Genomic DNA, 20,216 nt, shown 5'->3' with positions numbered 1-20,216 from the left:
ACATAGAGGTGAGACCATGGCACGCGTATGCCAAGTAACCGGCAAAGGCCCGATGGTGGGCAACAACGTCTCGCACGCAAACAATAAAACCAAGCGTCGTTTCCTGCCCAACCTGCAATCGCGCCGGTTCTGGGTCGAGTCCGAAAACCGCTGGGTGCGCCTGCGCGTATCCACCAAAGCCCTGCGCACCATCGACAAGAACGGCATCGACGCCGTCCTGGCCGACCTGCGTGCCCGTGGCGAACTGGCCTGATCGGCCGCGCATAGGAGCACATCATGGCTAAAGGCATCCGCGAGAAAATCAAGCTCGAGTCGACCGCCGGCACGGGTCATTTCTACACCACGACCAAAAACAAGCGCAACATGCCGGAAAAGATGCTGATCAAGAAATTTGATCCGGTCGCGCGCAAGCATGTCGACTACAAGGAAACCAAGCTGAAATAATCCGGGGTCACCTCTCCCGGACCGTCTCACCGGTTTCCACAAGATCCCCGCCGCCGAGCGGGGATTTTTTTGCCCCGACGCCGCCCGGGGCCACCCCCCGGGCGGCAGCCCGCAATCCGGGGCGGCGCGAAGCCCATGACCCTCTATAATGTCGGGCTGGCCCTTTCCACTCCCATTTCCCAGACAGATCCATGCAGGAACGCTATCTTCCGAACCAGGTCGAAACCGAAGCCCAGGCCCATTGGCGCGCGGGCGACGTCTACCGCGTCACCGAACACGCCACCCGGCCGGACGGCTCGCCCAAACCCAAGTTCTACGCCTGCTCGATGCTGCCCTACCCCAGCGGCAAGCTCCACATGGGCCATGTGCGCAACTACACCATCAACGACATGATGACCCGCCAGTTGCGCATGCGCGGATACAACGTCCTCATGCCCATGGGCTGGGATGCCTTTGGCATGCCGGCCGAAAACGCCGCCATGAAATCCGGCGTCCCGCCGGCCAAATGGACCTACGACAACATCGCCTACATGAAAAAGCAGATGCAGGCGATGGGGCTGGCGATCGACTGGTCACGCGAGATGTGCGCCTGCGACCCCGCCTACTACAAATGGAACCAGTGGCTGTTCCTCAAGATGCTCGAAAAGGGCATTGCCTACCGCAAGACCCAGACCGTCAACTGGGATCCCGTCGACCAGACCGTGCTGGCCAACGAGCAGGTCATCGACGGCCGCGGCTGGCGTTCGGGCGCGCTCGTGGAAAAACGCGAGATCCCCGGCTACTACCTGCGCATCACCGACTACGCGCAGGAATTGCTCGATACCCTGGAAGACGGCCTGCCCGGCTGGCCCGAGCGCGTGCGCCTGATGCAGGAAAACTGGATCGGCCGCAGCGAAGGCGTGCGCTTTGCCTTCCGGCACGACATCCGCGATGCCGACGGCGTCCTGATCCAGGACGGTCTGATGCATGTTTTCACGACCCGCGCCGACACCATCATGGGCGTCACCTTCTGCGCCATCGCGCCCGAACACCCGCTGGCCGTCCATGCGGCGCGTGACAATCCCGCGCTGGCGACCTTCATCGAGGCCGCCCGGCAGGGCGGCACCACCGAGGCCGAGCTGGCCACGCGCGAAAAAGAAGGCCTGCCCACGGGCTTGTCCGTCCGCCACCCGCTGACCGGCGAGGCCGTGCCCGTCTGGGTGGGTAACTATGTGCTCATGAGCTACGGCGATGGCGCCGTCATGGGCGTGCCCGCGCACGACGAACGCGATTTCGCCTTCGCGCTCAAATACGACCTGCCCATCCGCCAGGTCATCGCCACCGAAGGCAAGACCTATTCCACCGAATCCTGGCAGGACTGGTACGGCGACAAACAGATCGGCCGCACCATCCAGTCCGGAAAATACGACAACCTGACCACCGCCGAGGCCATCCAGGCCGTGGCCGCCGACCTCCAGGCCCTGGGGCTGGGAGAACTGCGCACCACCTGGCGCCTGCGCGACTGGGGCATTTCCCGCCAGCGTTACTGGGGGACGCCAATCCCCATCATCCATTGTGATGACTGCGGCCCGGTGCCGGTCCCCGAAAAGGACCTGCCCGTGGTGCTGCCCGAGGATCTCGTGCCCGATGGCACCGGCAACCCGCTGGCCAAGCACGAAAGCTTCCTGGCCTGCCAGTGCCCGTCATGCGACAAGCCGGCCCGGCGCGAAACCGACACCATGGACACCTTCATCGACTCGTCCTGGTATTTCATGCGCTACACCTCGCCGGGCAACGACCAGGCCATGGTCGATGCCCGCAACGACTACTGGATGCCGATGGATCAGTACATCGGCGGCATCGAGCACGCCGTGCTGCACCTGCTGTACGCACGGTTCTGGACCCGGGTGATGCGCACCCTGGGCCTGCTGGATTTCTCCGAGCCCTTCACCCGGCTGCTGTGCCAGGGCATGGTGCTCAACCATATCTACTCGCGCAAGAATGCCCGGGGCGGCATCGAGTATTTCTGGCCCGATCAGATCGAAAACGTCACGGACGAAAAGGGCGGCATCATCGGCGCACGCCTGAAATCCGACGGCTCAACCGTGGACTATGGCGGCATCGGCACCATGTCCAAGTCCAAGAACAACGGCGTCGATCCGCAATCCCTGATCGATGGCCTGGGCGCCGACACCGCCCGCCTGTTCGTCATGTTCGCCAGCCCCCCGGAGCAGACCCTGGAATGGTCGGACTCCGGCGTCGAGGGCGCGCACCGGTTCCTGCGTCGCCTGTGGAGCTTCTGCCACAGTCGTCACGACGACATCCTGCGACACGCCGCTGCCCCGGTTGCCGGCGACGCGCTGGACGAGGCCGCCGCCGGGCTGCGCCGCCAGATCCACGGCCTGCTGCGCCAGGCCGATTACGACTACCAGCGCATTCAGTACAACACCGTCGTCTCCACGGCCATGAAAATGCTCAACACGCTGGAAACAGCCGCTCAGGCGGGAGTGACCGGCCCGTCACTGGCCGAGTCCGCCTCCATCCTGCTGCGCGTCCTGTATCCCGTGGTGCCGCACGTCACCTGGCAACTGTGGCGCGAGCTGGGCCTGGCCGATGCGCTGGGCGACCTGCTCGATGCGCCCTGGCCCGAGGTCGACGAGTCCGCGCTGGTGACCGACATGATCGAACTGGTGCTGCAGGTCAACGGCAAGGTCCGCGGCCAGTTGAGCGTCCCGCAAGCGGCCGACAGACCCGCCATCGAAGCCATGGCCCGCATGCACGAAGCCGTTGGTCGTTTCCTCGAAGGCCGCGAACCCAAACGGGTCGTGGTCGTGCCGGGCCGGCTGGTCAACGTTGTCGGATGATGCCCATGGCCTCCTTCTCCTTCCTGTCGCGCAGTCCGCGCCTCGTGCTGGCCGGTTTGCTTCTGCTGGTTCTGAGCGCCTGCGGCTTTCATCTGAAGGGGGCCGCCCCGCTGCCCTTCCAGACGATCTACACCAACATCAACCTGGACTCCGAATTCGGGGCCCGTCTGCGTCGCACCATCCTCGCAAACTCGCCCGGCACCCGGTTCACCACCCGTCGCCAGGACGCGGATGTCTACCTGCACCAGATGGCCGACTCCCAGGACCTGCGCCAACTGTCCCTGGATGCCGATGGCCGGGTCGAGGAATATGAGCTGAACCTGACCCTGCGCTTCGAGTTGCTGGGCCGCGACAACCATATCCTGCTGCCCCCGACCACCCTGCACAGCGTGCGCGAACTGCCCTACAACGACCGCATCATCCAGGCCAAGGAAGGCGAATTCGAACGCACCTTCAAGGACATGCGCAACAGCCTGATCGACCAGATCCTGCGCCGTATGAGCTCTCCCGAGGTCCAAGAGGCCTACGCTCAAGCCTCCGAACGGCCCATCGCGCCAGAATCGGACGACGCCGTGCTCAACGCCGTCCCTCCGGCCGGTCCGACCTCGATCCGGCCCTAGCATGGACGGGCGCTAGACCATGGGACGCACGTCGGCCGCGGACCGCCTGACCGAATACTACGCCGGCACACAGGAACTCCCTCCCTGCACAGTCCTGAGTGGCGATGAGATTCTGCTGCTGACCGAGGCGGCCGATGCCTACCGCGCCGCCGCGACCCGCCTGGGCTGCGCCGAACGCACTCACCTGGTGATGGACGCCCGCAGCGACTGGAGCACGGCGCTGGCCGCTTCGCAGAACACCTCGCTGTTTGGCGACCTGCGCCTGCTGGAAATCAGCCTGCCCACCGGCAAGCCCGGCAAGACCGGCGCCGATACCCTGCAAAAACTGGCCTCGATGGCCGGCGACGGCGACCTGCCGGATTTACGCATCCTGATCCGCCTGCCGCAACTGGACCGCACCACCCAGCAGAGCAAATGGGCCCAGACCCTCAAAGCCCGTACCGTCTGGACCGATATTGCGTCCATTTCACGCCCGATGCTGCCGGACTGGATCGCCGCGCGCCTGCAGCGCCAGGGGCACACCGCAGACACCGAAACCCTGGCCTGGCTGACCGACAAAGTCGAGGGCAATCTGCTGGCCGCCCACCAGGAACTGCAAAAACTCGCGCTGCTGCACCCTGCCGGCGCCCTCAGCCTGGAACAAGTCCAGGCTGCCGTCCTGAACGTCGCCCGCTACAATCTCTATGATCTGCGCGACGCCATGTTGCTGGGTCAGGCTGCCCGGGCGCTGACGGTGCTGCGCGGACTGCAGGCCGAGGGCGAGGCCCTGCTGCTGGTCCTCTGGGCCGTCGGTGAGGAAATCCGCATCCTGATGCGCCTGGCGCCCCATGCCCACAGCGGCCTGGACGCGGCGCTGCGGTCCCAGCGCATGTTCGGGGCACGTGAAAAGCTGGCGCGTCAGGCACTGGCGCGTGTGCCCGCCGCCGCCTGGCCGCTGGCGCTGCGCCACGCGCACGAGATCGACCGCATCATCAAGGGCCTCCCGGTCGATGGCCTGCTCCAGGACCCCTGGGACGAACTGGCGCGGCTGGTGATGCGCATCGCCACCGCCGGTTCGCCCCGGCGCTGAACACGGCACGGTTTTTTACAGGTACGACATGAACGACACCGCCTCCCGATTTTCCATGCAGACACTGGGCCGCCAGGCCCGCCAGGCCGCGCGCCTGCTGCGATCGGCCTCCGGCGCCGTCAAGGCCGGCGCGCTGCTGGCCATGGCCGATAGCCTGCATGCCCGCCGGGCCTGGCTGCAGGCCGAGAACGAACGCGACCTGCGCACCGCCGCCGATCGCGGTCTGGATGCGCCGATGCTGAACCGTCTGCAGCTGTCCGACCGGGCGCTGGACCTGATGATCGAAGGCCTGCGCCAGATCGCCGCCATGCCCGACCCCATCGGCAGCCTCAGCGAAACCACCACCCGGCCCAACGGCATGCGCGTGGCCCGCATGCGCGTGCCGCTGGGCGTGATCGGCATCATCTACGAATCCCGGCCGAATGTGACCATCGACGCGGCCGCCCTGTGCCTGAAATCAGGCAATGCCACCATCCTGCGCGGCGGCAGCGAGGCCTTTCATTCCAACCGCGCCCTGGGGACGATCATCCGGGCGGGTCTCGAGACCGCGGGCCTGCCCGCGCACGCGGTGCAGGTCGTGGGCACCACCGACCGCGCCGTCGTGGGCGAGATGATCACCCACCCGGAATGGATCGACGTCATCATCCCGCGCGGCGGCAAGAGCCTGATCGCCCGCCTGGCCGACGAATCGCGCGTACCCCTGATCAAGCACCTGGAAGGCAACTGTCATGTCTATGTGGACAGGGCGGCCGACCTGGATCGCGCCCTGGACATCGCCATTAACGCCAAGACCTACCGGACCGGGATCTGCGGCGCCATGGAGACACTGCTGGTTCACGCGGATGTGGCGGCCGACTGGTTGCCGCGCGCGGGCGCCCGGTTCGCCGAATCGGGTGTCGAGCTGCGCGCCTGCCCGCGCGCAGCTTCGCTGCTGCCCGGAGCCATCCCCGCCACGGAGGAGGACTGGGCCACGGAATTCCATGCCCCCATCCTGGCCGTGCGCGTGGTGGACTCCCTGGACGAAGCCATGGATCACATCGCCCGCTACAGCTCCGAGCATACCGAGTCCATCATCACCGAGGACCTGGCTGCCGCCCAGCGATTCCAGCGCGAGGTCGACTCCAGTTCGGTCTACGTCAACCTGCCCACCTGTTTCGCCGACGGCTACGAATACGGCCTGGGCGCGGAAATCGGCATTTCCACCAACCGCCTGCATGCCCGTGGCCCGGTCGGGCTGGAAGGCCTGACCATCCAGAAATGGGTACTGACGGGCGAAGGTCAGTTGCGGGGCTGATCCCCGCACGCCGAAAGGATCATCCTCATGCCGTGGGTCAAGGTTTTTCACATTCTGTTCGTCACCTCCTGGTTTGCCGGGTTGTTCTATCTGCCGCGCATCTATGTCAACCTGGCTCAGGCCGACGACCCGGTCGCGCGCGCCACGCTGCTGGGCATGGCCCAGCGGCTGTACCGGTTCATGACCCCGCTCGGCGCGCTGGCCCTGGTGCTGGGCCTGTGGCTGTGGCTGGGCTACGGCATTGGGCAGGGACAAGGCTGGATGCACGCCAAGTTGCTGGTCGTCGTCTGTCTGCTGGCCTTTCACCTGGCCTGTCGCCATCACCTGCGCGCCCTGACCGCCGGCACCAGCCGGCATTCCCATCGCTACTTCCGCTGGTTCAACGAGATCCCGGTTCTGCTGCTGTTGCTGATCCTGATCCTGGTGGTCGTCAAACCTTTCTGATCATCCATGAGCGACTCCACGACACGCAAACCGCTCGGCCTGAAGAAAAAGGCTGCCGGAACCCACCCCGAATCCGGCGACAAGCCCCGCCAACGATCAGGGGCCCGCGCGCGCCAGGCCGCCTTGCAGGCACTGGCACGGCAGCCACGCGCGGACGAACCCCGCCAGCCGCACGCGGAGGCCGAGAGCCAGCGCCCTGGCGCCCGGACAGGCAAACCCCGCCCGGACGACGACGCCGGCCGTCCCCGGACCCGGACCGCGCCATCGCGCTCGGACCGGCCGGCCGATCGACCGCCCCGGCGCCCGGCATCCGAGGCGCCGCAGACCGCGCGGCCACGCGCACAGGCTCCCGACCGGGAACGTCCGCGCAGGGAGCCCTCCGGCCCGGACCGCCCGCAAGAGACGGACAAGCCCCGCATCCAGCGCCTGCCCCGTACCCCCCGCCAGCCCCGCCAGCCCCGCCACGCCGAGACATTCCAGATCTTTGCCCCCTGCCCGCATGGCCTGGAAGAGGCGCTGGCGCTGGAACTGCAAGCCCTGGGCTACGAGGCCGTCCGCGCGGGCCGGGCCGGCTGCCACTTCCAGGCCGACTGGACCGGCGTACTGCGCGCCAACCTGTTTTCCCGGCTGGCGACCCGGATCCTGGTCCAGGCCGCCCAGGCCGAAATCCAGACCGAGGACGACATCCTCACCCTGGCGCGCGATACCGAGTGGGAACGCTGGTTCGGGCCGGAGCAATCCCTGCGTGTCGACACCTCGGCCATCCGCAGCCCCATGCGCAGCCTGCAATACTGCAATCTGCGAGCCAAGGACGGGATCTGCGACCGCCTGCGCGAGCGCGAAGGCGCGCGTCCCGACATCGATACGGTCCGCCCGGATGCCCGAGTCCACCTGTTTCTCGATGCGCAACACGCCACGCTGTATCTCGACGTCTCGGGAGAATCCCTGTTCAAGCGCGGCTGGCGGCTGGACAAAGGAGAGGCGCCCCTGCGCGAGAACCTGGCCGCCGGCCTGCTGGCCCTGTCCGGCTGGCCGCCTGACACGCCCCTGCTGGATCCTTTTTGCGGCAGCGGCACCCTGCTGATCGAGGCCGCCTGGATCGCCCTGGGGGTGCCCCCGGGCATCTGGCGTCCCTTCAGCTTCGAGCGCCTGCGCACGCACGATGCCCGCTTGTGGCGTGATCTGAAGGAAGACGCCCGCGCACGGGTCGCCCCGCGCCTGGAGCAGCCCCTGGTGGGCTGCGACATTCAGCCGGGCGCCATCGAAGCGGCGCGCGCCAATGCCGAGCGCGCCCATCTGAGTCCGGACACCATCCGTTTCGAGGCCTGCGACGCACGTCGGATGCCGTCGCCGGCCGAGGCCGGCTGGATCGTCACCAATCCACCCTATGGCGAACGACTCGCGGACGAAGACATCACACTGTGGCCGGAGTGGGCCAGCTGGCTGAAACGTCACTACGGCGGCTGGCAGCTCAACGTCATCACCAGCGACCTCGACCTGCCGGGCAGGATGCGGCTGAAGGCCCGGCGGCGCCACCCCCTGCACAACGGCGCCCTGGATTGCCGGTTATTCCAGTTCGACCTGGTGTCGGCCAGCTACCGGAACCCAAAAGACTTGCATTTGGACTAGGGTTTTCCCTATAATAGGGTTAACCCGAGCGAAACGCTCTTTCTAACGCAAAGAGGCTTGCTATGAACACGATGCAAAATCTTGATATCCGCCTGACCGACTCACTGGAGCGCCAGCTGCTGCAAGAGGCGATCGAAGCCCAGCAGGACTATGCCCTGGACCGCGCCATCAAGCGCCTGTTCCAGAAGGTCGCCGGTTTCTTCAAGGCCCCCGAAGGCCGCGTGAACCCCGCGGTCAGCACCGCCCACTGATCTCCGCCGTCGGCCGGATCCTCGGGCTGCCCCATTGGGCAGCCCTTGTTTTTGGCCTTGAGGCCATGGCCTCCCGCCCGGCATTGAGACGCTCCGTTTTCAGCGATAATGGAGAGTTTTCAAGACCCACTGCCACGCCATGTCTGTTCCAGTACCGGCTGTCCCCACCGCGCCGCCACGCCTGCGCCGCTTTGCCTGCATGATGTACGAAGGCGTGCTGCTCTTTGGCGTGGTGTTCCTGGCGGGCTACCTGTTCGACACCTTGACCCAGAGCCGCAGCGGCCTGATGTTCCGTCATGGCCGCCAGGTTTTCCTGTTCCTGGCTATCGGGGTCTATTTCCTGGCCTGCTGGCGGCGGGGCGGTCAGACCCTGCCCATGAAGACCTGGAACATCCGCCTCACGGACCGGGGCGGCCACGCATTGCGTGGATCGCGCATGCTGCTACGTTACCTGCTGCTCTGGCCGCTGCCGCTGCTCACGGCCCTGGCGATTGCCGGACTGTCGCATGCGACCGGCTGGTCGTCGATCGACCTGCTGATCGTATGCGCCCCATTCTCGATCTTTCTCTGGACCTGGATCGATCCGCAGGGCCAGTTCCTGCATGACCGGCTGCTGGGCACTGAGTTGCACGACCTGCGCGCCACTGTCCCCTGAACCGACGCCCGACCGCGCACCTCCGGATACTTCCCGCATGAACGATACACTGAAAAAATACCTGACCGCCGACCGGAGCACCCGGATCCAGGCCTTGCGGCTGACCCAGGCCTGGCAAACCGGACTGGCGCATCAGGACCTGCCGCCGGTCCTCGTCGGCCTGCTCGGCGAACTGGTCGCAGCCAGTGCGTTGCTGGCAGGCAACATCAAGTTCGACGGCTCGGTCATTTTGCAATTGCAGGGCAACGGCCCCGTGCGCCTGGTCATGGTCGAATGCACCTCGACACTGGATCTGCGCGCCACCGCACATCTGCGCGAAGGCGCCTGCCCGCCTCCGGACGCCACCCTGCAGGACCTGCTCAATCCTGACGGGCAGGGACGATTCATGGTGATGCTCGACCCATCGACCCGCCAGGCAGGCGCCACGCCCTACCAGGGCATCGTGCCCCTCGAAGGAGACACAGTCGCCGCCATCCTGGAACACTACATGAAGCACTCGGAGCAACTGGATACCCAGCTCTGGCTGGCGGCCGATGCTCAGGCCTGCGCCGGACTGCTGTTGCAACGCATGCCCGGTGAATCATCACCTTCGGGCACGCCGACCCGCGCCGAAGACACCGAGTCGTCCTGGACGCACTGCACCACGCTGGCCGAGACGCTGAAACACGAGGAACTGCGCACCACCGACGCCGACACCCTGATCCGCAGGCTGTTCTGGGAGGACGACCTGCTGGTCTTTCCCGAGCAGACCGTGCGCTGGCACTGCCCCTGCAGCCGCGAGCGGGTCGCCAACATGCTGCGCACACTGGGACGCGAAGAAGTCGAGGACATCCTGGCCGAGCAGGGTCACGTGCACATCGACTGCAATTTCTGCGGCCAGCCCTATGATTTCGACGCGGTCGATTGCGCGGCCCTGTTCACCGACAGCACCGACTCCCTGCACGCGCCCGGTTCCGACATGCTGCACTGAAAACGCCGCACAGCCTTGCCTGTGATTCCGTGACGCCGGAGTCACAGCGCAATTGCCACACTACCCCGGCGGGCGGGAGGTCGCCATACTGCAAGGCATGTCGCCTCTTCGTCCCTCCCCTTCCGGTTTCCGCCTCATCCAGGTCGTCCGCCTCCGGCCGGAGCCGCGCCGCTGCTTGTCTCGCCGCATCTCCCGGCATGCTTTTCCCTGCGCCTCCCGCAGCGCCATCCTCCATGCCTCCCGCAGCGCCCAACACGGCGCAGGAATGGCCGGATTCCTGCTCGCCTGCATCCCCATCCTGACCCTGGGCCTGGGAGGCGTAGAGGCCGCGCACTGGGCCGGCCTGCGTCAGACGCTCAGCCTGGCCCTGATGCAAGCCGCACGGGCGGGTGTCACGCAGCAGGCCCGCCCGCAAGTGATTGCCCGCGCCTTCGAGCACGGACTGCGCATGCTCTACCCGGATGCCCAAGCAGCGAACCGCGCGCTGCACGCACAGCGCCGCGCCCTGGGCACCCCCTGGCGGATCCGCATCGTCCTACCGTCTCGCCAGGCTTTTCAGGATCATGCCGACCCCGATCTCCGGGGGCCGCGCGATCACCCTGGTCAGCCGCTGATCCGCAATGACTACCAGGCCCGGCAGCATGCCCTGAGGCTGGCGCAAGGCTGGCCCGCCGGACGCGGCCCCCGGTCGGGCCTGACCATCTATGAAGCCAACACGCTGGTCCTGGACCTGTGGTGGCCTCACCGCCCTCTGATGCCGGGCGTGGCGGCCCTCATACGCGCCCTGGCGCCCCTGGCGGGCGATCCCGCCCAAGCCCGCCTCATGACGGCAGGCTACCTGCCTTTTCGACGCCGGGTCAGTGTCACCATGCAATCGCATCCGGCTGCCTGGCCGGATCTCGCGGATGGCCGCATCCATCACGGCACCGCGCCCGGCGCCAGCCCCGGGCCCGATAGCGCACCTCCCGACACGGCGGATATCCCCGAAAAGACACCAGCCGGCGAGAACGAGTTGCCGACGGCACCCGCCCCCGGGCAGGATCCCGACACACCACAGCAAGATCCCGACCTGTCGTCCTCGAACCCCGATCTGCCGCCGTCGGAGCCCGGCGCACCGCCGCAGGATCCCGCTTCCGACCCGGGCACCACATCTGAACCTCAGACAGCGGCCCCTGGTGAAACCGCCCCAGGGAACGATCCGGTCAACGCAACGTCACCATCTTGTCCATGAGACGGTCCCCCGCCTTGACCAGCACATCCCGGGCCGCCAGCGCGTACTTGTCGGGATCCGCATGCACCACAAACTCACGGGTCTGATTCGTCCCGCGCCCCGTCATGGTGGACAACAGGTTCAACGCCGTCTCCACGCCCACGGCGACGCCGGTGCTTGTGTCTTCGATCATGGCAAAGGCGATTTCAGAGCCGATCGGCTGACCCAGGGTCAGCGAACCGATCTTGTCGCTGAATGTCCCGCCCTGGCCACTGCCGATGCCCAACACCCCCCGATCCACGGACATGAGCTGGCCGACCTGGAGCGTACTGCCCATGAGGCTCTCTGTGCCTCCCGCACCCGCAAAATCAACCAGATATGAGACATAGACCACGGGAATGCCAGTGGTCTCGCCGAATTTGCCGACCGCGCCCAGGGGATTGGAATACCCGAAACCTCCCGTGAATTTCGGCACATCGGTCCTGAATATCGCCTGTTTGGGTCCGATGGCGCTCGGCGAGTAGTATGTGGCCACGCCATAGGAGGACAACAGGCCGGATTGATCATCCTCGTAAGGGAAAGCGTATTCCTTGACACCGGCATAGGCGGCATGACCCGTAAAGACCTCCCGGGAGACGACCTCGTAGCCCCGGGCGGCAAGCGCCTTGACGAAATCCTCGTAGGCCTGATCCGTGATCCGCTGGCGCACGTCCGGCGTGATGCCCTCAAGTTTGACCAGACCGGTTGAGCGCCCTCCGAAATTGGGTCCAAAGGACACGCTCTGGCCCTTTTTCTGCAGGCGCTTGCTGTCATTGAAGCCGATCTTGAATCCCCCCACCACGAGCCGGCCCGCGCCGGCAAATGCCTTGGGCGTCTGCACCTCGACATCGGCCGATTTCGCCAGCCCCAGAAAACCACCTGACCGACTCTCGGCCTTCATGACCCCTTCTTGTGAAGTGACCGCACAGCCAGCCAGGAACAGCGCCAGAACAGTCGCTGCCAAACCTCTCAGGATATGCTGCATTCTGATTCCCCTTGTTATTGATTCTTTTGTCTTTTTCAAGCCGCATGACGGCCATTGCCCAGGACGAGCCCGCGCAACTTATTGAAACGTAGGAATCAATTTATTTCAGAACGGAAAAACCCTGATTGCAGCAAATGCACCAATCCGTGACGACTCCGTCCGGTGCGAACGCGGACACCGATGTCGAGCTACATCTGGACGACACTATGGCTTGGGCAGGATCTGGACGAAGTACTCGCCTTCCCGGATCATGTTCAACTCACCCCGGGCACGCTCCTCGATCGCGGAACTGCCGGTCTTGAGATCCTGGACTTCAGCCTGCAGCGCATTGTTGCGCGCGGTCAGGGCTTCGTTTTCCTCGGTCTCGGTCTGGACCTGCGCCTGCAGATCGCGCAGGCTGAGCCAGCCGCCCTTGCCCCACCACAGCGGATACTGTGTTGCCAGGGTCAGTGCCAGCAGGACCAGGCTCAGCAGGCGCATGGAAAAATCCTAACGCAGGTTATAGAAAGCCGATACACCGGGATAGGAGGCAACCTCGGCCAGTTCTTCCTCGATACGCAGCAACTGGTTGTATTTTGCCATCCGGTCCGAACGCGACAGGGAGCCGGTCTTGATCTGCATGGCATTGGTGGCCACGGCGATATCGGCGATGGTGGAGTCTTCCGTTTCGCCGGAGCGGTGCGAAATCACAGCCGTATAACCCGCGCGCTTGGCCATCTCGATGGCGGCGAAGGTCTCCGTCAGGGTGCCGATCTGGTTGATCTTGATGAGGATCGAATTGGCAATCCCCTGCTGGATGCCTTTTTGCAGGATCTTGGTGTTGGTGACGAACAAGTCATCGCCCACCAGCTGCACTTTGCGGCCCAGCTGCTCGGTCAGGAGCTTCCAGCCTTCCCAATCGTCCTCGGCCATGCCGTCCTCGATGGAGACGATGGGATACTTGTCGCACCAGGAGGCCAGCAGATTGGCGAAATCCTGAGAGCTCAAGGCAATACCACCCTCGCCGGCCAGATGATATCGACCATCGCGGTAGAACTCGGAGCTGGCGCAGTCCAGGCCCAGCACCACCTGGGACCCGGCCTCGTAACCGGCCTCGCCGATGGCCTTCAGGATCAGTTCGATGGCGGCCTCATGGTTGGCCACGTTGGGCGCGAAGCCGCCCTCGTCGCCGACCGCCGTGGACATGCCGGAGGCACCGATGATCTTTTTCAGCGCGTGGAAAACCTCGGCCCCCATGCGCAGCGCCTCGCGGAAGCTGGCGGCCCCCACGGGCAGGATCATGAATTCCTGCAGGTCCAGGGTATTGTTGGCGTGCGCGCCGCCATTGATGACGTTCATCATCGGCACCGGCATCTGCATCGGACCGCTGCCACCGAAATAGCGGTACAGCGACAGGCCGGCATCATCGGCGGCGGCGCGGGCCACCGCCATGCTGGCGGCCAGAATCGCGTTGGCGCCCAGGCGGCTCTTGTCGTCGGTGCCGTCCAGGTCGATCAGGGTGCGGTCGATGAAAGTCTGTTCCTGGGCATCCAGGCCCATCAGGGCTTCGGAGATTTCGGTGTTGATGTGCTCGACGGCGCGCAACACCCCTTTGCCCAGATAACGGGCCTTGTCGCCATCGCGCAACTCGATCGCCTCGCGCGCGCCGGTGGAGGCGCCCGACGGCACCGCCGCCCGGCCCATGGCGCCTGATTCGAGCAGCACGTCGCATTCCACTGTGGGGTTGCCGCGCGAATCGAGGATTTCGCGTCCGATGATGTCTACGATTGCACTCATGATCTGACAGTCCTGCCTGTAGTAGGTAAAAGAGAGAATCCTGGCATTTTAACGGGGGGGCCGAGGTGCCAGTCTACCCTGGGACGCCGTGCCGCCGCACACGGCGCTGTTTATAGTCACTATTCAGCGGCTCACAAGCCGCCATCGCGCAACATGCCCGACTGCTTGACGCAGCGATCCAGCTCGGCCAGACATTCCAGAAGACCGCGCATCCTGTCCAGCGGCACCGCATTCGGGCCATCGGACAGCGCCTGCTCGGGATCCGGGTGGGTTTCCATGAACACACCTGCCACGCCCGCCGCAACGGCTGCCCGCGCCAGCACCGGGACGAATTCGCGCTGACCGCCCGAATGCGTCCCCTGGCCGCCCGGCAACTGGACGGAATGCGTGGCGTCGAACACCACCGGGCAGTCCGTGCCGCGCATGATCGCCAGGGAGCGCATGTCGGACACCAGATTGTGGTAACCAAAGGAAGCGCCCCGCTCACAGACCAGAATGTTGCTGCCATCGCCGCCCGCCTCCAGCGCTGCCGCGCGCGCCTTGGTCACGACCTGGACCATGTCCTCGGGCGCCAGGAACTGGCCCTTCTTGATGTTGACGGGCTTGAGGGTCGCGGCACATGCCTGGATGAAATCCGTCTGGCGGCACAGGAAAGCCGGCGTCTGCAGAACATCGACCACCGCCGCGACCTCGCGGACCTGACCGGTTTCATGCACATCGGTCAACACCGGTACGCCCAGCTGCCGGCGCACATCATCGAGGATTTTCAGGCCTTCTTCGATGCCCGGTCCCCGGAATGACTTGCCGGAACTGCGGTTGGCCTTGTCGAAAGAGCTTTTGTAGATGAAGGGAATCTCCAGCGCCCGGGTCATTTCCTGCAGGATGCCGGCGGTTTCGAAAGCCAGCTCACGCGACTCGATGACGCAGGGGCCTGCAATCAGGAACAGAGGATGCTCAATGCCAGCCTGGAAATGACACAACTGCATGGGGGCTCCTTGAACGGTGCGGACGGACTCAGGCCTTTTCCGCCTGGGTGCTTTCGGCCCGGGGCGCATCCGTCCGGGACTGTTGCGACTGGCGCTGCTGATAAGCCAGCGCGGCCTGGATATAGCCGGTGAACAGCGGGTGCCCATCGCGCGGCGTCGAGGTGAATTCCGGGTGGAACTGCACCCCCATGAACCACGGATGCGAGGGAATCTCCATAATTTCAGGCAGGTTTTCCGTCGGCGTGCGGGCACTGATCACCAGACCGGCCTCCTCCAGGCGATGGACGTAGACATTGTTGACCTCATAGCGGTGGCGATGACGCTCGTTGACCTGCGCGCCATAGATCTCGTAGGCGCGGGTCCCCTGCTTGACGGGGCAGCGCTGTGCGCCCTTGCGCATCGTCCCGCCCAGGTCGGACGAGGCATCGCGCTTTTCGACCTTGCCTTCGCGATCCTGCCATTCCGTGATCAGCGCCACCACGGGATGCGCCGCCGAAGGATCGAATTCCGTGCTGTTGGCCCCGCCCAGGCCCGCGACATGGCGGGCGAATTCCACCACGGCCAGTTGCATGCCCAGGCAGATGCCCAGATAGGGAATGCCATGTTCGCGCGCATAGCAGATAGCCTTGATCTTGCCTTCGGTGCCGCGCTTGCCGAACCCTCCCGGCACCAGAATGGCATCCAGGCCGGCCAGGCAGGCTGTGCCCCGGCTCTCGATTTCCTCGGAGTCCAGGTATTCGATATGCACCCGGGCATGCGTATGGATGCCCGCATGAACCAGAGCCTCGGACAATGACTTGTAGGATTCGGTCAGGTCGACGTATTTGCCCACCATGCCGATGGTGACGGATTCGCTGGGGTTTTCGAGATCATGCACCAGGCGGTCCCAGACCGTCAGATCCGCCGGCGGCGGCGTCAGGGCCAACGCATCGCAGACGAGGCTGTCGAGCCCCTGCCGATGCAGCATGGCGGGAATCTTGTAGATGGAGTCCGCGTCCCAGACCGAGATCACGGCATCCAGAGGGACATTGGAGAACATCGAGATCTTGGCGCGCTCGTCATCGGGCACCGGGCGATCGGCGCGGCACAGCAGCGCATTGGGGTAGATGCCGATTTCGCGCAGTTTTTGCACCGAGTGCTGCGTCGGCTTGGTCTTGAGCTCACCGGCCGAGGCAATGAAAGGCACCAGCGTCAGATGCACGAAGGCGCACTGATTGCGTCCCAGGCGCAGGCTCATCTGACGCGCGGCCTCCAGGAAGGGCAGCGATTCGATGTCGCCGACCGTGCCGCCGATCTCGACGATGGCCACATCGGCCTGCCCGTCGAAGGCCGCCTTGGCGCCCCGCGCGATGAAATCCTGGATCTCGTTGGTGATATGCGGAATGACCTGGACGGTCTTGCCCAGGTAGTCGCCCCGGCGCTCCTTGCGCAGCACCGATTCGTAGATCTGGCCGGTCGTGAAATTGTTGACCTTGCGCATCCGGGCCGACACGAAGCGTTCGTAGTGTCCCAGATCCAGATCGGTTTCTGCCCCATCCTCGGTGACGAAGACCTCACCATGCTGAAAGGGGCTCATGGTGCCGGGATCCACATTGATGTAGGGATCCAGCTTCAGCATCGTGACCCGCAGCCCGCGGGATTCCAGAATCGCGGCCAGGGAGGCCGCGGCAATGCCCTTGCCCAGGGAAGAGACCACTCCCCCCGTGACGAATACGTATTTGGTCATTTCGGATAGGTGCCCGGTGTGAACGGGCGCAGCGGGAAATTGAGATTATAACCATGCAATCCTGGCGATCGGGAGGCCTTTTTGCCGCACAGGAACCGCTCCGGCGCGCTTTACCACGCCGTCTGACTCGCCTACCATGGTTCGATCCCCATCATGGAATCCCGGGAGGACACCATGACCCGATTGACCGCCAAGGACTTCGCACCGGAACTGCTCGAACTCTATGACTTTTACGCGCACGGGATCATCGACCGGCGCGAATTTCTCAACCGGGCATCCCGCTTCGCCGTCGCCGGCCTGAGCGCCGCCGGCCTGCTGGCCGCCCTTTCCCCCGATTACGCACTGGCCGAACAGGTCTCTTTCAACGATCCGGACATTTTCGCCGAATACCTCACCTACCCCTCTCCCCGGGGCAACGGCCCGGTCCGCGCCTACCTGGTGCGGCCCGCCAGGGCGACAGCCCATGTCCCCGGCGTCGTGGTCGTTCATGAGAACCGGGGTCTGAACCCCTACATCGAGGACGTCGCGCGGCGTCTGGCCAAAGCCGGTTTCATGGCGCTGGCGCCCGACGGCCTGAGTTCCAGGGGCGGCTATCCGGGCAACGACGACGAGGGACGCGAACTGCAACGGCAGGTCGATCCGGCAAAGCTGATGAACGATTTCTTCGCCGCTCTCGAATTCCTGCCGACCCTGGCCGGCTCGACGGGCAAGGTCGGCATCATCGGCTTTTGTTACGGCGGCGGGGTGGCCAACGCGGCCGCCGTCGCCTACCCTGAGCTGGCGGCCGCCGTGCCGTTCTACGGCATGCAGCCACGCCCCGAGGATGTCCCCCGGATCCAGGCGCCCCTGCTGCTGCACTATGCCGGACTGGATGCCCGTGTGAATGCCGGCTGGCCAGCCTACGAAGCCGCCCTGAAAGTCCATGGCAAGACCTACGAGGCGCACCTCTATCCAGGCGTGAATCACGGCTTTCACAATGATTCGACCCCGCGCTACGACAAGGATGCGGCCGAACTGGCCTGGCGCCGCAGCATCGCGTGGTTCAGACGTTACCTGGCGCAGTTACTCATCGCAGCGCCTGAAGGTCGCTGCCCTGATCTCAGAGGAACAGAATCATGAATAAGCGCATCGTAGACGGTACTGAGGTCGAAGCCAGCTCGGGCAACGTATTCACCGATCCGAGATTGCCTGAACCGCCTCGGTGCGCGCCAACAACCAGTCCCGCGCCGCGCCGTCCACCAGCGGCAGCAGACGTTCGCGCACCCGGACATGGTAGGCGTCCAGCCACGCGATCTCATCGGCGGACAAGCGCTCGCGCAGGATGCAACGCGTATCGATGGGGCACAGGGTGACCGTCTCGAATTCCAGGAAAACGCCAAAATCGGTCCGTTCGGCCGGCACGGCCAACACCAGATTCTCGATGCGGATCCCCCATTGCCCGTCACGGTACAGGCCAGGTTCATTGGAAGTCAGCATGCCGGCCTTCATCCCCTGGTGCGGCCGGGCATGCCCTCGCACGGAAATCGACTGAGGGCCTTCATGGACATTCAGGAAATAGCCCACGCCATGCCCCGTGCCATGACCGTAGTCCAGCCCCCGGCGCCACAGCGGCATGCGCGCCAGCGTGTCCAGCACGGAGGACGGCGTGTCCTCCGGGAAACGCGCCCGGGCCAGGGCGATATGGGCCTGCAACACCGTCGTGTAGTCGGCGCACTGTTCGGTCGTGGGCGTGCCGACGGGCACGACCCGGGTAATGTCGGTGGTGCCCCCCAGATACTGCCCGCCGGAATCGATCAGCAGCAGACCATCGCCCCGGATTTCCGCGTGGGATGACGCCGTGGCGCGGTAGTGCGGCATGGCGCCATTGGCATTGAAACCGGCAATGGTGGCGAAGCTCAGGCTGACAAAACCCGGACGTCGGGCGCGCATCGCCGACAGCCGGATGTCGACATCGATTTCCGTGATCCGTTCGCCCGCCGCAAGCGCCGCCTCGAACCAGGCGAAAAACTCGCACAGCGCCGCGCCGTCCTGGACCATGGACTGGCGGATGTGATCGGTTTCATCGGCATTCTTGACAGATTTCAGCAACTGGGACGGATTCAACACCTCGATCCGCTGCGCTTCGGGTGCTGCCGACAGGGTGCCCGCCGTCACCCGCGCCGGATCCACCAGCAGCGCGGCATCAGCCGGCAAGGCGGCCAGATCGGTCGCCAACGCCGGGTAATCGCGCAATTCCACGCCATCGGCCGCCAGCCGCGCGGCCAATTCGTGATCGATCTTGCCAGGGGCGACATACAGCCGCACGCGATCCGCGTCGAGCAGCGCGTGCGCCAGGAAAACCGGGTTGTAATCCACGTCGGCGCCACGCAGATTCAAGAGCCAGGCAATATCGTCCAACGAAGACAACAGATGCCAGGCAGCGCCGTGTTCATGCATGGCGGCCCGCACGGCCGCCAGATTGTCAGCCCGCGCACGGCACGCATACGGCGGCAAGTGCTCGAAAACCACCGCACCGGGCAAAGCCGGCCGATCGGCCCAGACATCGCCAACCGGGTCCTGATCCAGCACCAGATTCATGCCAGCGGCATCCAGACCCGCACGCCAGCGCTGGGCCGCCGCCAGATCCAGAACCCGTCCGTCGACCGCGACCCGGGCCCCGGGCGCCAGATGCGCGAGAACCCAGTCCAGCGCATCCGGCACATCGGGCGCGCCGGCCCGCATCAGGGTGATGCCCGATCCCCGCAACTGGGCCTCGGCCTGAACCCAGTAACGGCTGTCGGTCCACAGGCCGGCAAAATCCGCCGTGACCAGCAGGCTGCCCGCCGAGCCGTCGAAACCTGACAGCCAGGCGCGTGCGGCCCAGTGCTCGGGCAGATATTCCGACAGGTGCGGATCGGCCGTCGGCACCAGGCAGGCTTGCAAACCGCCTTGCGCCAGCCGCCCGCCCAGGGCGACGATGCGATCGGCGGGCGTCGCCAGGGGATGCTGCTGGGTCACGGCGGGTTCCTTCAGGCGACGGCGGACACGTCCAGTCTGGCGGAGGTCTTGGCGCGGATTTCGTCGACCGTCACGCCCGGTGCCAGCTCGGTCAGCCGCAAGCCGTCGTCGGTGACTTCCATCACGCCCAGGTCGGTGATGATCAGATTCACCACCCCCACCCCGGTCAGCGGCAGCGTGCACTCGGGCAACAGCTTCAGGGACTCCGTGCCGTCCTTGGCGCGGGCGACGTGTTCCATCAGCACCACCACCTTGCCCACACCCGCCACCAGGTCCAT

General features: G+C 65.3%; 20 protein-coding genes. 13 read left to right on the top strand and 7 right to left on the bottom strand.

Features of this window, described 5'->3' with window-relative positions; genetic code table 11:
- Positions 1 to 16: 16 nt before the first annotated feature.
- The 12 genes from rpmB (at position 17) to ACK5JE_RS00045 (ending at position 11,450) form a co-directional block, all read left to right on the top strand.
- Positions 17 to 253: a 50S ribosomal protein L28 gene (rpmB, locus tag ACK5JE_RS00100; RefSeq protein ID WP_043681023.1), complete on the top strand. Its 237-nt coding sequence runs from the start codon at positions 17 to 19 to the stop codon at positions 251 to 253.
- Positions 254 to 276: 23 nt separating this feature from the next.
- Positions 277 to 444 (top strand): 50S ribosomal protein L33, encoded by a 168-nt coding sequence (gene rpmG / locus ACK5JE_RS00095; RefSeq protein ID WP_003810296.1) that lies wholly within the window; start codon positions 277 to 279, stop codon positions 442 to 444.
- Positions 445 to 635: 191 nt separating this feature from the next.
- A complete protein-coding gene (leuS, locus tag ACK5JE_RS00090; protein ID WP_416799683.1) occupies positions 636 to 3,287 on the top strand; it encodes a leucine--tRNA ligase in 2,652 nt (883 codons plus the stop codon).
- Positions 3,288 to 3,292: 5 nt separating this feature from the next.
- Entirely contained in the window at positions 3,293 to 3,907 is a 615-nt protein-coding gene (gene lptE / locus ACK5JE_RS00085) for an LPS assembly lipoprotein LptE (RefSeq protein WP_416799682.1), read from the top strand.
- 19 nt (positions 3,908 to 3,926) lie between these two features.
- Positions 3,927 to 4,976, top strand: a complete 1,050-nt coding sequence (holA, locus tag ACK5JE_RS00080) for a DNA polymerase III subunit delta (protein ID WP_416799681.1) — start codon at positions 3,927 to 3,929, stop codon at positions 4,974 to 4,976.
- A 28-nt stretch (positions 4,977 to 5,004) separates the two neighbouring features.
- Entirely contained in the window at positions 5,005 to 6,270 is a 1,266-nt protein-coding gene (locus tag ACK5JE_RS00075) for a glutamate-5-semialdehyde dehydrogenase (protein WP_416799680.1), read from the top strand.
- A 27-nt stretch (positions 6,271 to 6,297) separates the two neighbouring features.
- Entirely contained in the window at positions 6,298 to 6,714 is a 417-nt protein-coding gene (locus ACK5JE_RS00070; protein ID WP_416799679.1) for a CopD family protein, read from the top strand.
- 6 nt (positions 6,715 to 6,720) lie between these two features.
- Positions 6,721 to 8,343 carry a THUMP domain-containing protein gene (locus ACK5JE_RS00065; RefSeq protein ID WP_416799678.1) on the top strand — a complete coding sequence of 541 codons (1,623 nt, stop codon included), beginning with the start codon at positions 6,721 to 6,723 and terminating at the stop codon, positions 8,341 to 8,343.
- Positions 8,344 to 8,405: 62 nt separating this feature from the next.
- The gene (locus ACK5JE_RS00060; protein ID WP_416799677.1) at positions 8,406 to 8,594 is read left to right on the top strand and encodes a hypothetical protein; all 189 of its coding nucleotides are present in this window, start codon (positions 8,406 to 8,408) and stop codon (positions 8,592 to 8,594) included.
- 139 nt (positions 8,595 to 8,733) lie between these two features.
- Positions 8,734 to 9,249 (top strand): RDD family protein, encoded by a 516-nt coding sequence (locus ACK5JE_RS00055; RefSeq protein WP_416799676.1) that lies wholly within the window; start codon positions 8,734 to 8,736, stop codon positions 9,247 to 9,249.
- A 37-nt stretch (positions 9,250 to 9,286) separates the two neighbouring features.
- Positions 9,287 to 10,219: an Hsp33 family molecular chaperone HslO gene (locus ACK5JE_RS00050; RefSeq protein ID WP_416799675.1), complete on the top strand. Its 933-nt coding sequence runs from the start codon at positions 9,287 to 9,289 to the stop codon at positions 10,217 to 10,219.
- A 265-nt stretch (positions 10,220 to 10,484) separates the two neighbouring features.
- The gene (locus tag ACK5JE_RS00045; protein ID WP_416799674.1) at positions 10,485 to 11,450 is read left to right on the top strand and encodes a hypothetical protein; all 966 of its coding nucleotides are present in this window, start codon (positions 10,485 to 10,487) and stop codon (positions 11,448 to 11,450) included.
- Here ACK5JE_RS00045 and ACK5JE_RS00040 read toward each other — a convergent pair.
- The 5 genes from ACK5JE_RS00040 to ACK5JE_RS00020 form a co-directional block, all read right to left on the bottom strand.
- Complete coding sequence (locus ACK5JE_RS00040; RefSeq protein WP_416799673.1) at positions 11,422 to 12,369, bottom strand: hypothetical protein; 948 nt, start codon at positions 12,367 to 12,369, stop codon at positions 11,422 to 11,424. The genes ACK5JE_RS00045 and ACK5JE_RS00040 overlap by 29 nt on opposite strands.
- A 288-nt stretch (positions 12,370 to 12,657) precedes the next feature.
- Positions 12,658 to 12,933: a cell division protein FtsB gene (gene ftsB, locus ACK5JE_RS00035; RefSeq protein WP_416799672.1), complete on the bottom strand. Its 276-nt coding sequence runs from the start codon at positions 12,931 to 12,933 to the stop codon at positions 12,658 to 12,660.
- Between the two features lie 9 nt (positions 12,934 to 12,942).
- Positions 12,943 to 14,229: a phosphopyruvate hydratase gene (gene eno / locus ACK5JE_RS00030; RefSeq protein ID WP_416799671.1), complete on the bottom strand. Its 1,287-nt coding sequence runs from the start codon at positions 14,227 to 14,229 to the stop codon at positions 12,943 to 12,945.
- Positions 14,230 to 14,360: 131 nt separating this feature from the next.
- Positions 14,361 to 15,215 carry a 3-deoxy-8-phosphooctulonate synthase gene (kdsA, locus tag ACK5JE_RS00025; protein WP_416799670.1) on the bottom strand — a complete coding sequence of 285 codons (855 nt, stop codon included), beginning with the start codon at positions 15,213 to 15,215 and terminating at the stop codon, positions 14,361 to 14,363.
- A 28-nt stretch (positions 15,216 to 15,243) separates the two neighbouring features.
- The gene (locus ACK5JE_RS00020) at positions 15,244 to 16,941 is read right to left on the bottom strand and encodes a CTP synthase (RefSeq protein ID WP_416799669.1); all 1,698 of its coding nucleotides are present in this window, start codon (positions 16,939 to 16,941) and stop codon (positions 15,244 to 15,246) included.
- Positions 16,942 to 17,115: 174 nt separating this feature from the next.
- On the opposite strand from ACK5JE_RS00020, the gene yghX reads away from it, so the two are divergent.
- On the top strand, positions 17,116 to 18,060 hold the full coding sequence (yghX, locus tag ACK5JE_RS00015; protein ID WP_416799668.1) for a YghX family hydrolase: 945 nt from the start codon (positions 17,116 to 17,118) through the stop codon (positions 18,058 to 18,060).
- A gap of 51 nt (positions 18,061 to 18,111) precedes the next feature.
- Here yghX and ACK5JE_RS00010 read toward each other — a convergent pair whose 3' ends face one another.
- Together ACK5JE_RS00010 and ACK5JE_RS00005 are read right to left on the bottom strand one after the other, a co-directional pair.
- Entirely contained in the window at positions 18,112 to 19,920 is a 1,809-nt protein-coding gene (locus ACK5JE_RS00010) for a M24 family metallopeptidase (protein ID WP_416799693.1), read from the bottom strand.
- Positions 19,921 to 19,949: 29 nt separating this feature from the next.
- On the bottom strand, positions 19,950 to 20,216 hold a 267-nt coding region (locus ACK5JE_RS00005), incomplete at its 5' end, for a CoA-transferase (protein WP_416799667.1).

The sequence above is a fragment of the Castellaniella sp. genome (genome assembly GCF_047971665.1).
GTDB lineage: Bacteria > Pseudomonadota > Gammaproteobacteria > Burkholderiales > Burkholderiaceae_B > Castellaniella.
The sequence above is the reverse complement of the archived record's forward strand: the minus strand, read 5'-3'. Positions and strand labels throughout refer to the sequence as shown.